Origin of the sequence: Georgenia sp. Z1344, from assembly GCF_049856295.1 — a bacterium.
GTDB lineage: Bacteria > Actinomycetota > Actinomycetes > Actinomycetales > Actinomycetaceae > JB111.
The window spans coordinates 202741-214188 of sequence record NZ_JBNDMZ010000002.1 but is presented as its reverse complement, the minus strand read 5'-3'; the positions used below and the strand labels follow the sequence as shown (position 1 = coordinate 214188).

General features: G+C 75.0%; 8 protein-coding genes. 4 read left to right on the top strand and 4 right to left on the bottom strand.

Annotated features, from left to right (window positions below; genetic code table 11):
- Positions 1 to 74: 74 nt before the first annotated feature.
- Both ACPYO6_RS02830 and ACPYO6_RS02825 read right to left on the bottom strand, forming a co-directional pair.
- Entirely contained in the window at positions 75 to 1199 is a 1125-nt protein-coding gene (locus tag ACPYO6_RS02830; protein ID WP_425713378.1) for a siderophore ABC transporter substrate-binding protein, read from the bottom strand.
- 202 nt (positions 1200 to 1401) lie between these two features.
- Positions 1402 to 2490 carry a lipid II:glycine glycyltransferase FemX gene (locus ACPYO6_RS02825; RefSeq protein ID WP_425713377.1) on the bottom strand — a complete coding sequence of 363 codons (1089 nt, stop codon included), beginning with the start codon at positions 2488 to 2490 and terminating at the stop codon, positions 1402 to 1404.
- 124 nt (positions 2491 to 2614) lie between these two features.
- Between ACPYO6_RS02825 and ACPYO6_RS02820 the strand changes: the two genes are divergently transcribed.
- Entirely contained in the window at positions 2615 to 3640 is a 1026-nt protein-coding gene (locus ACPYO6_RS02820) for a lipid II:glycine glycyltransferase FemX (protein WP_425713376.1), read from the top strand.
- Positions 3641 to 3650: 10 nt separating this feature from the next.
- Here the strand turns inward: ACPYO6_RS02820 and ACPYO6_RS02815 are convergent, their stop codons facing one another.
- Positions 3651 to 4898 (bottom strand): ATP-grasp domain-containing protein, encoded by a 1248-nt coding sequence (locus ACPYO6_RS02815; RefSeq protein ID WP_425713375.1) that lies wholly within the window; start codon positions 4896 to 4898, stop codon positions 3651 to 3653.
- A gap of 66 nt (positions 4899 to 4964) precedes the next feature.
- Between ACPYO6_RS02815 and ACPYO6_RS02810 the strand changes: the two genes are divergently transcribed.
- The 3 genes from ACPYO6_RS02810 (at position 4965) to ACPYO6_RS02800 (ending at position 9142) form a co-directional block, all read left to right on the top strand.
- A complete protein-coding gene (locus ACPYO6_RS02810) occupies positions 4965 to 5549 on the top strand; it encodes a DUF3000 domain-containing protein (RefSeq protein ID WP_425713374.1) in 585 nt (194 codons plus the stop codon).
- Entirely contained in the window at positions 5546 to 6877 is a 1332-nt protein-coding gene (locus tag ACPYO6_RS02805; protein ID WP_425713373.1) for a ribonuclease D, read from the top strand. The genes ACPYO6_RS02810 and ACPYO6_RS02805 overlap by 4 nt, the downstream gene beginning before the upstream one ends.
- A 174-nt stretch (positions 6878 to 7051) precedes the next feature.
- Entirely contained in the window at positions 7052 to 9142 is a 2091-nt protein-coding gene (locus ACPYO6_RS02800; RefSeq protein ID WP_425713372.1) for a 3-hydroxyacyl-CoA dehydrogenase NAD-binding domain-containing protein, read from the top strand.
- Between the two features lie 102 nt (positions 9143 to 9244).
- Here the strand turns inward: ACPYO6_RS02800 and dxs are convergent, their stop codons facing one another.
- Positions 9245 to 11242, bottom strand: coding sequence for a 1-deoxy-D-xylulose-5-phosphate synthase (gene dxs / locus ACPYO6_RS02795; protein WP_425713371.1), 1998 nt, complete (start codon positions 11240 to 11242; stop codon positions 9245 to 9247).
- Between the last annotated feature and the right edge of the window lie 206 nt (positions 11243 to 11448).

Genomic DNA, 11448 nt, shown 5'->3' with positions numbered 1-11448 from the left:
GCGCGGTTCCGTGGTGGGTCGGTCGAACGGCCCTTCCCACCGCGGCGGGATCATCGGGGGTGGTCAACGCGGGATCAGGCCGCGCCCTCGAGCGCGTCCGCGAAGTCGTTGAGGAACTCGGTGTACGTCTGGATGCCCTCGTTCGTGTAGGTGTCCTCGGGCATGTAGACGATCTGCTCCTCCTCGACGGCCGTGACGCCGGCGAGGGCCTCGGAGCTCGTGAGCATCTCCTGGGCCGGGGTGTAGCCCTCCTCGTCGGCGCCGACGGCGGCGTCGCGGTCCATGACGAGGATCCAGTCGGGGTTCGAGTCGGCGATGGCCTCGACCGAGATGTCGTCGCCCTGGTGGTCGTCGGACGCGTCGTCGATCTCGAGGGCCGGCGTCAGTCCCGCGAAGTCGAAGACCGGGCCGAGGGTGCGGCCGACCGTCGGGGCGAGGTAGCCGATGTTGCCGCCGGAGGTGTTGACGGCCATGACCGTCTGCTCCGGGTCGTACGCCGCCGTCACGCGCTCGACGGCGGCCTCGAACTCCTCGACGAGCGTGGCGGCCTCGTCCTGGTGTCCGAAGATCTCCCCGAGCTGGGTGACCTGGCGGATCAGCTCCTCGTCGAACGGCTCACCGTCCCGCGGGTCGAGGTCGGTGACGAGGGCATCGGGCGCGAGCTCGGCGAAGTCCGCGGCGTACTGCGTGAACCGCTGGCCGTTGATGATGATGTCCGGGTCGGCGACGACGACGGACTCGAGGTCGGGCTCGCGGTGGCTGCCGAGGTCGACGATGTCGTCCTGGTTGGGGAACGACACCGTGTCGGGCATGAGGGAGACCGCGGCGGCGGTGGGCTCGATGCCCCAGTCGGCCAGCGTCTCGAAGCTGCGGTTGTCCGTGACGACGATCGACTCGGGAGCGGCGTCGAGGGTGTGCGTGCCGTTGTTGTCCTCGAACTCGATGGCGCCGCCCGCGGCGGAGTCGTCGGAGTCGGAGTCCGAGCCGGAGTCGGCGGAACCCGACTCGTCGGAGCCGGCGGCGTCGTCGGACCCGGCCTCGGACTCCGCGTCGTCGCCGCCCTCCTCCGGGGCCGACTCGGTCGTGGCGTCGCCGTCGGCGGACTCGCTCGTCTCGTCGTCGGAGGACGAGCAGGCGGCGGTCGCGAGCAGGGCGAACGCGGCGGTCCCGCCGATCAGGGTGCGGCGCAGGGTGGTCATGAGGTCTCCATCGTTCAGCGAAGCGGTCCCCACCAAGTGAGGTAAGGCGACCCTAATCGACAATTACGCAAGACCGAAGGGTTGGAATAGGCGAAGGGCGTGCGGATCTCGAGATCCACGTCACGACGGACGGGTGTCGTCCAGGCGTTGACGCGTCCAGGAGTGCGCGCACCCGGTCGCGGCGCTGCTGAGGACCGGCGCGCTACTCCCCCGGCTGCTCGTCCGCCTTCTCCTCCGAGGCTCCGCCCGAGACCCGGGCACGCGCGGCACCCACGGCAGCGACCGCCCGGCGCTTGCCGGCCAGGGCCGCGGTCAGTGTCCGGTAGAGCACGGGGCGCAGCGGGACGTCCCACGCCCCGGGGACCTCGGTGACCTCGTTCGAGAACTTGGTCTTGAAGTCGCGCACACCCGTCAGGCGGGGCGCGCGGTCGGAGTCGATGCCCATGAGGTCGAAGGTCCGCACGCCCTCGGCCTGGAGCGTGGCGGCCATGTGCCAGACGAGCAGGTCGGGCGCCCCCGCCCGGCGGCCCGCGTGGCTCGACGCCGCGTAGTAGTAGGTGGCCAGCCCCTCGCCGACCGTGACGATGCCCCAGCACAGGGGCCGCCCCTCCCGGTCGCGCACGACGAACAGCCGGCCGTGCTCGGGCCCGAGCGAGTCGAGCATGGTCGTGTACTGGCTCGCCGCGGCGATCCCGAACTCGTCGCGCTCGGCGGTCTCCTCCAGGAGCGCGTAGAGCTCGGCGAAGCCGTCGGCGTCGATCCCGGTCTCCTCGCCGGGCACGAGGTCCTCGTTGCGCCCGGCCTTCCGGACGTCGCGGCGGCCGCGCTTCTTCATCGAGGCGAGCAGCGTGTCGGCGTCGGCGGTGCCGGCGAGGTCGAGGACGACGGTCCGGTCGAAGGTCACGGACTGGAGCAGCTCGTGCAGGTCGTCGGCGCGGTGCCGCGCGTGCAGGCGGACGAACGCCGCGCGCGGCTCCGCGGCGCGAAGCGAGCGGGTGAGCGCCCGGCGGAACGCCCGCTCCGCCTCGGGCGTGTCGGGCGTGAGCCAGATCGGCCCGTGCTTCGCCCACAGGTAGGTGAACCCGCGCCCGCGCAGTCGCGTGAGGGCGAGGACCGCCTGCGGCTCGCCGTCGAGGAGCCACGCGAGGCGCCCCGCGGGCTCGCGGCCCGGCATCGCCTCGTCGTAGGCGTCCCACGCCTCCGACTGCTCGACCGGCAGCTCACCGCCGACACCGGCGACGGCGTCCTCGAGCGCTCCTGGCGTGAGCGGGACGATCTGCGAGCGGGACACGGCACCTCCGGGTGCGTCAGGGGCGGTGGGCGGCTCACGGGCGCCGGACGGGTCACACCATACGCGTCGGCGATAGCCTGTCCCGTGCCCGCAGCCCCGCGGGCACCCACCCACCGGAGGTCACGTGACGCTTCAGCTTCGCCCCAGCGACGACGTCGAGTACCGGCAGCTCACCGCCGACGCCGCGATGCCGGTGGAGCAGACCGTCGAGTGGGACGCGTACGACGCGACCGTGCCCGGGCGCGCCCCGTGGGGACGCCTCGTGGCCTGGGAGGGGCGCGACGCCGTCGCCGTCGTCTCCTTCAGCAAGGTCGCCGTCGGCGCCGGTGTCTCGTGGCTCTGGGCCAAGTTCGGACCCGTGTGGCTCGCCGAGCCCACCCCGGAGCGGGAGCGCGCGCTGCGCGACCAGCTCGCGGCGTCGCTGCGCCGGGTGGACCCCGGGATCGCGTTCGTCCGCCTCCACGCCCGGTACGACGACATGGACCTCGTCCCCGTCATGCAGGGCATCACGTTCGACTCGACGGTGGTCGTCGACCTGACCGGCACGCCCGAGGACGTCATGTCCCGGATGAAGAAGCGCGGTCGGCGCGACGTCCGCAAGGCCGAGCGCGAGGAAGGGCTGACCGTCACCGAGGACACCGGCCTCGACCGCGCCGCGTTCGACGAGCTGTACGCCCTGTTCGAGGAGACCGGGGAGCGCGCGGCGTTCGGCGTGCACCCGGCCGACCGGTACTTCGAGATGATGCGGCTCGTCGGACCCGAGATCATGCGCATGTTCGTCGTGCGCGAGGCCGGGGTCCCGGTCGCGTGGGCCCAGGTCAACGTCATCGGCTCGCACGCGACCTACTCGATCGGCGCCTCCGGCGAGGCGGCCCGCCACTCGGGCGCACCGGACCTGCTCCAGTGGGAGATCATGCAGCGCCTCCAGGCCGAGGGCGTGACCTCCTACGACCTCGGCGGCGTGGGCTCCGAGGAGTTCGACTCGCTCGCCGGGCTCACGCTGTTCAAGACGAAGTTCCACCCCGACGTCGTCCCCGCCGCCGCCGCGCGCGACCTGCCCGTGCGCACCGCCGTGTACCGCGCCCTCGTCACGGGGAGGGACCTCAAGCAGAAGGCACGCCGAGGTCTCGCTCGCGTCCGTCGCCGCTGACCGGGCTGTCCTAGAACCCGGTGTCGGTCGGGCGCGGGTAGTGGGCCGCCAGCGCGCGCAGCTGGTTGATCCCGGCCTGCCGCGCGTAGAGCGCCCGGCGCAGGTTGCGGTCCTTGCGATAGAGCAGCGGGTTGACGACACCGCGCCGGGCGATGACCCCCAGCACCTCCCGCAGGAGCGCCCGGTCGCGGACGTACCGCGGGAGCACCACCGACGGGACGAAGCCCATGACGCCCCGTCGCTCGGCGACCCGCTCCGGGAGCGCGCGCCCCTCGACCCGGTCGGCGACGAGCGCGGCCATGAGGTTGAGCCCGCCCACGTCGACGAAGTACCCGCCGCGGCCCGCGCGGGGGTTGACGTCGAGCAGCACCCGCCGCCCGTCCCGCGGGTCGATCTTGACGTCGATGCTGAACAGGCCGGTCAGCCCGAGCTCCCCGACCACCCGCCGCGCGTCCTCGAGCAGCTCGGGGTGCTCACGGACGTAGATGATCCCGGCGTTGCCGATGAACCCCGGCTGGTGCAGTCCGAGGAGCACCTGCCCGGTCGCCGCCATCGTCATCCGTCCCGCCTGGTCGACGTAACCGTTGACGACCCAGGTCGTCGTGTCGTCGCCCGGGATCAGCTCCTGCGCGAGGAAGGTCCCGGTGAACCCGGCGGAGCGCACGAGCTGGAGGACCTCGAGCGACTCCTCGTGGTCGGCCACCGGGTACGCCTTCTTCCGTCCCTCGAAGAAGAGGTTGGCGTAGGTGGTCCCGCCGTCGGCCGGCTTGAGGATGGCCGGCAGCGGGACCTCGGCCAGCGCACGGCGCCACTCGTCGTCGTCGCCGGGGATCGGGACCTCGACCCCCCGCGGGGTGGCCACGGCCGCGGAGGCGGCGACCCGCTCGAGGTTCGCCTTGTCGGACGCGGCCCGCACGAGCTCGGCCGGCGCGAGCCCGACGAGGTAGTGCTCCTCGAGGCGCTCGCGGTGGGTGAGCATCAGGTCGACGTCCTGGTCCATCGTCGGCATGAGCACGTGCCGGCGCTCCGGGTGGGCGGCCGCGTGCTCGATCAGCCGGTCGAGGACGAGGTCGGTGTCGAGCGTGCCGCCCTTCCCGAGGTAGAGCTGCTCGAGGATCGCGCTGTGGTCGACGGGACCGCGGGGCTGGTTGAGCACGATCGTCGACCGGACGCCGAACGCCTCGTGGAAGGAACGGGCGACCGAGTAGGTGCCGAGGTCGGACCCGAGGACGACGGGACGAAGGTCTGCGTGGCGCACCGAAGGAACTGTGCCACGACCGGCGCGCCGCCGACCACGCGGCGCGCGGCCGCCTAGCCTGTCCGGGTGAGCAGCCAGGGCGGGGAGATCCCCGCGGACTTCGAGCGGGCGCTGCTCTCGCTGCGTGAGCCGAGGCTCCGCCGGGAGGTGCACCTCGAGGAGGTGCCCGCGCCCGCGCGCCTCGCCCCGTTCACCGCCGCGCTCACCGCCGAGATCACGTCCTCGCCCGGCGACCTCGACCCCGATGCCTTCCTCGGACACGGCCGGTTCGTCGTCCTCCACGACCCCGCCGGGCAGGAGGCGTGGCAGGGCACCTTCCGCGTCGTCGTGCTCGCCCGGGCCCGGCTCGAGGAGGAGATGGGCGCCGACGCGCTGCTCGGCGAGGTCGCCTGGTCGTGGCTGTGCGAGTCGCTCGTCTCCCAAGGCGCCGGCTTCAGCCAGCTCTCCGGCACCGTCACCCGCGTCCTGTCCGAGACCTTCGGCGGGCTCGAGCTCGCGGGCGGAGACGTCGAGGTCGAGGTCCGCGCGTCCTGGACCCCCCACACCCCCGAGCTCGGCCCGCACCTCGCGGCCTGGGCGGAGCTCGCCTGCACCGTCGCGGGGCTCGAGCCGGTCCCCGCCGTCGTCACCTCCCTGGCCAGGCGCCGATGAGCGCCGACCAGAAGGGCACTGTCCCGACGACGAGGGGTCCGTCGGGGAACGGGACGACGACGAGCGGTCCGACCTCGACCGGCCCGACGTCGAACGACGCGTCGGACGACCGCGCGGACGCGCCACCCCCGCCCGAGCCGCTGACCGAACCCTCCGGCGGCGTCCCCCCGGTCATCGACACCCCCGAGGCCCTCGAGCGCGCCGTCGCGGAGCTCGCCGCGCAGGACGGGGTCGTCGCGGTCGACGCGGAGCGGGCCTCCGGCTTTCGCTACGGGCAGCGGGCGTTCCTCGTCCAGCTGCGCCGGTCCGACGGCGCGATCCACCTCGTCGACCCGATCGCGCTGCCCGACCTCGGCGCGCTGGCCGAGGTGGTCAACCCGCTCGAGTGGGTCCTGCACGCCGCGGACCAGGACCTGCCGTGCCTGCGCGACCTCGGCCTGACCCCGGCCTCGCTCTTCGACACCGAGATCGCCGCGCGCCTCCTGGGGCGGGCCCGGGTGGGGCTCGCCGCCGTCGTCGCCGACGAGCTGGGGTACGCGCTCGCCAAGGAGCACTCCGCCGCCGACTGGTCGACCCGCCCGGTGCCCGAGGACTGGCGCCGGTACGCCGCCCTCGACGTCGAGCTGCTCGCCGCCGCGCGCGAGGCCCAGCTCGTCGCCCTCGCCCGCACGGGCCGCCTCGCGTGGGCGCTGCAGGAGTTCGAGCACGAGCGCACCGCTCCGCCCCCGCCGGCCAAGGTCGACCCGTGGCGGCGGACCTCGGGCCTGCAGGAGGTCCGGCGCCCCCGCGGCCTCGCCGTGGCCCGCGCCGTGTGGGAGGCCCGCGAACGACTCGCCCAGGAGCTCGACCGGGCTCCGGGCCGCGTGCTGCCGGCCGCCGCCGTCGTCGCGGCCGCCCGGGAGCTGCCGGAGAGCCGGCACGCGCTCACCTCGCTGCAGGAGTTCTCCGGCAAGGGCACCCGACGACGCGCCGACTACTGGTGGTCCGCCGTCGAGGAGGGGCTCTCCGTCCCCGACGACGCCCTGCCCGCCCGCCGTCCTCCCCGCGACCCGGACGCCCTGCCGCAGCCGCGGTCCTGGGGCGACGCCCGCCCGGACGCCGCGACCCGGCTCGACGCCGTCCGCACCGCGCTGCGTGCCCGGGCCGACGAGATCGGGATCCCCCAGGAGAACCTCCTCGCGCCCGCCGTCCAGCGTCGCGTGGCCTGGGACGGCGCGGCCCCCGCGGACCTCGACGACGTCCTGCTCTCGCACGGCGCCCGCCCCTGGCAGGTCGAGCAGGCGGGACCCGTCGTGGCCGCCGCGCTCGCCGAGGCCGCGACGGGCTGAGGACAGCCGCGGGCCGAGAGCCGCCGCAGGCCCGGGCACGACCCGAACCCGGGCGGTCCTCGGCCGGGACCCGCCACGGGACCGGCCCCGTCCTGGCCCGAACCACCCCGCTGTCGCACCGGCCGAACAACCCGGTACCGTGCGTCCCACCTACTTCTTCCAGCGGAGGTCCACGTGCAGCACACCGAGTCGGCCGAGCGCGCGCTCACCGTCACCCGCAGCGACCTGAGCCACGAGCTCGGCACCGTCGCCGTCCTCTCGATCGCCGCCGCCGACCCCTCCCGCCCGGCCACGATCGGTGACCTCGGGCTCGCCCGCCTCACCGAGGCCGTCCGCGAGGTCGATGCGGACGGCCGCGCCGGCACCGTGCAGGCGGTCGTCCTCACCGGGACCGACCGCAGCTTCGTGGCGGGCGCCGATCTCGACCTGCTCGAGTCAGCCGGCAGCCCCGAGACGCTCACCCCGATCGCCGCCGCGGGCCACGTGCTGGCGCACACGATCCGGGACCTGTCGGTGCCCTCGATGGCCCACCTCACCGGGGTCACCCTGGGCGGCGGCTACGAGATCGCGCTGGCCTGCGGCTACCGGGTCGCCTCGAGCGCGGTCCGGGCGATCGGGCTGCCCGAGACGTCGCTCGGCATCGTGCCGGGCTGGGGCGGCTGCACGCTCCTCCCCCGCCTGCTCGGCCCCGAGACCGCGGCGCGCGTCATCCTCGACCTGCCGGCGAAGGACCGCACGCTCGACGCGGCGGGCGCGCTCGAGGCCGGCCTCGTCGACGCGGTCGTCGAACCGGGCGACGACCTCGGTCTCGCCGCCGCCCTCGACCTCCTCGCCGCCGAGATCGCCTCCGGGCGCGTGACCGCGGCCCCCGCCGGCGGTCGTCCGGACGCCGACCTCTCGCGCACCACCGAGGCGCTGGGACGCCGCCGCTCCGCCGTCGCCCGTGCGGCCTCCACCGGCAACCCCGCGCCCCAGCGGGCCTGGGAGCTCATCCAGGACTCGGTGACCGCCTCCGTCGCCGACTCGTTCGCCGCCGAGCAGGCGGCGCTCGTCGAGCTCGCCACGGGCGAGGCCGGCCGGTCCTCGATGTACGCGGCCAGGCTGCTGCGCAAGGCCCGGTCGACGGCTCGGTCCGAGGCACGGGCCGCGCGCTCGGGCGGCGACGACGTCCACCGGATCCGTTCCGCGGGCCTCGCCGGCGCGGGGCTCATGGCCGCCCAGCTCGCGCTCCTGCTCGCCTCGCGCCTGCAGGTCCCGGTCGTCATGCGCGATCTCGACGACGAGCGGTGCGCTGCCGGCCTCGCCGCCGTCGACGCCGCGCTGGCGAAGGAGGTCGAGGCGGGCCGCGCCACGGCCGAGGACGCGGCCGCCGTCCGTGGCCTCGTCTCCGCCACCACCGATCTCGGCGACCTCGCCGGCTGCGACCTCGTCATCGAGGCCGTCACCGAGCGGCTCGACGTGAAGAAGGCCGTCCTCGCCGAGCTCGAGGGCGTCGTCGCCGCCGACGCCGTGCTCGCGACGAACACCTCCGCCCTCTCGGTCACGGAGATGGGCGCCGGTCTCGACCACCCGGAGCGGCTCGTCGGGCTGCACTTCTTCAACCCGGTCGGCCGGATGCCGCTCGTCGAGGTGGTGCGGACCGCCGCGACGGACGACGTCACGCACGCGACCGGGCGCGCGGTCGCCGCGGCGGCCGGGAAGATCGCCGTCGACGTCGTCGACGCGCCCGGGTTCGTGGTCAACCGGCTCCTCCTCCGGCTCCTCGCGGAGCTGCTCGGCGCGGTCGAGGACGGGACCCCGCCGGCCGTCGCCGACCGGGCCCTGGACCCGATGGGCCTGCCGATGCGGCCGTTCGCCCTGCTCGACCTCGTCGGCGCCGCCGTCGCCGAGCACGCCATCGGGGCGCTGCGGGAGGGGCTCGGCGACCGCTACCCGGCCTCGCCCGGCCTGCGGTCCCTGGTCACGGACGGCGCGCGGGCGATGACGCCCGACGGCCGCCTGGCCGACGACCTCGCCGCCCGGTTCGGCCAGGACGGCACCGACGCGCCGGACGGGGACGACGACGGCGACCCGGCCGCCGTCACGGAGTCCGGGGTGCTCGACCGCGTGGTCGCGGCTCTCGGCGAGGAGACCCGCCTCCTGCTCGCGGACGGCGTCGTCGCCTCGGAGGACGACGTCAACCTGGCGATGATCCTCGGCGCGGGCTTCCCGCGGCACCGCGGCGGGCTCACGCCGTACCTGCGCAGCGCGGGCGAGCTGCGGTAGCCCGCGCGCCCGAGCTGCTCGGCCGTCGGGCCCGGCGGGCCTTCCCCGCATCCGGTCGGCGATGCCGCGCGCGGCGGGTCCTCACCGGGCGCGCCGCCTCCCTCAGGGTGTCGTCGTGCCTCGCGTGTCGCCCGGGGCACCGGACTCGCGTGCCCCGGCCCGGGTCGCGTCGGCCTCCCGCGCCTCCGACTCGTGGGCGCCGGCCTCGCGGGCGTCGACCCCGCCGCGCCCGGCCGCCACGTGCTCGGCCACGGAGCGCGCGACGTCCTGGGCGCGCAGCCCGGCGGCGGCGACGATCTCCGCGCGGGACGCGTGGTCGAGGAACCGGGGCGCCAGGCCGTGGCTGCGCACCGGGGTGGAGACGTCCGCGCGGGCGAGGGCGTCGCGCAGCGCGGAGCCGACCCCACCGTCGGCGAGCCCGTCCTCGATCGTCACGACGAGCGACACCTCGGCGGCGGCGGCCACGAGCGCGTCCGGCACCGGCAGCACCCAGCGCGGGTCGACGACGCGGGAGCCGATGCCCTGCGCGTCGAGCGCCGCGGCCACCTCGACCGCCGTCCCCGCCATCGAGCCGACGCCGACGACGAGCACGTCCGGCGGGCAGTCGCCGGCCTCGGCGAGCACGTCGAGGCCGTCCACGACGGACAACGCGGGGATCGGGTCCGCGACGCTGCCCTTGGGGTAGCGCACGACGGTCGGGGCGTCGTCGACCTCGACGGCCTCGCGCAGCGCGTGCCGCAGCGTGGCCTCGTCCCGAGGCGCCGCGAGCCGGAGCCCCGGGACCGTGCCGAGCAGCGCGAGGTCCCACATCCCGTTGTGCGACGCGCCGTCGTCGCCGGTGATCCCCGCGCGGTCGAGCATGATCGTGACGCCCGCGCGGTGGAGCGCGGCGTCCATGAGCAGCTGGTCGTACGCACGGTTGAGGAAGGTCGCGTACACGGCGACCACCGGATGGAGGCCGGCGTAGGCCATCCCCGCCGCCGACGTCAGCGCGTGCTGCTCCGCGATCCCGACGTCGATGACCCGCTCCGGCATCTCGACGGCGAGCGGCGCGAGCCCCACCGGCGCGAGCATGGCCGCCGTCAGTGCCACGACGTCGTCCCGCTCCCGGGCGATCCGCACGATCTCGTCCGCGAACACGGCCGTGTACCCGAACCGCGACGGTGCCACCGGCAGGCCGGTCTCGGGGTGGATCTTCCCGACCGCGTGGAAGCGATCGGCGATGTCCGCCTCCGCCGGCTCGTAGCCGCGCCCCTTCTCGGTCTGCACGTGCACGACGACGGGGCCGCCGAACTCCTTCGCCCGCGCCAGCGCCGCCTCGACCTCCTCGAGGTCGTGACCGTCGACCGGGCCGAGGTACTTGAGGCCGAGTGCGCCGAACACGCCGGCGCTCGGCGCCACGACGTCCTTGACCCCGGCCTTCATCGCGTGCAGGGCGTCGTAGGTCATCCGTCCGGGGATGCCGGCGCGCTGGAGGCTCCGGCGTCCCCAACCCAGCACCTTCTCGTAGCCGGGCGCGGTGCGCAGCCCGTCGAGGTGGCGGGCCATACCGCCGATCGTCGGCGCGTAGGAGCGACCGTTGTCGTTGAGGACGACCACGAGGGGACGCTCGGGGCCGTCGGCGATGTTGTTGAGGGCCTCCCAGGCCATGCCGCCGGTCAGCGCGCCGTCCCCGATGACCGCGACCACCGGAGCGTCGTCGCCCGAGACGTAGCGGGCGCGCGAGATGCCCTCGGCCCACGAGAGCGCGGTCGAGGCGTGCGAGTTCTCCACCACGTCGTGCGCCGACTCGGCCCGCGACGGGTAGCCGGACAGCCCGCCGCTCGTGCGCAGCGCGCCGAAGTCCTGCCGGCCCGTGAGCATCTTGTGCACGTAGGACTGGTGCCCCGTGTCGAACACGATCGTCTCGCGCGGGGACTCGAAGACCCGGTGGAGGGCGATCGTCAGCTCGACGACGCCGAGGTTGGGACCGAGATGGCCGCCGGTGCGCGAGACGTTCTCGACGAGGAACTCGCGGATCTCCTTCGCGAGCACGCCGAGCTCGGCGGGGTCGAGGCGCCTGAGGTCCGCGGGCTCACGGATGGACTCCAGCAGGCTCATCGCACTCCTTCTCGGTCGCGGGGATGTCCGGGCCCGACCACTCTAGGCGCGTCGCCACGGCCGGGCGCCGTGATGCGCCGCACCAGCCGCCGCGCGGCGCACCGTGACGGCGGACGCGTCGTCACCCATCCGGACGGCTCCCTGCCCGACGGCGCGTCCGACGTGCACGGCTACGGGGGGCTCGCGTACGCCGTCGGCGGAGTTGT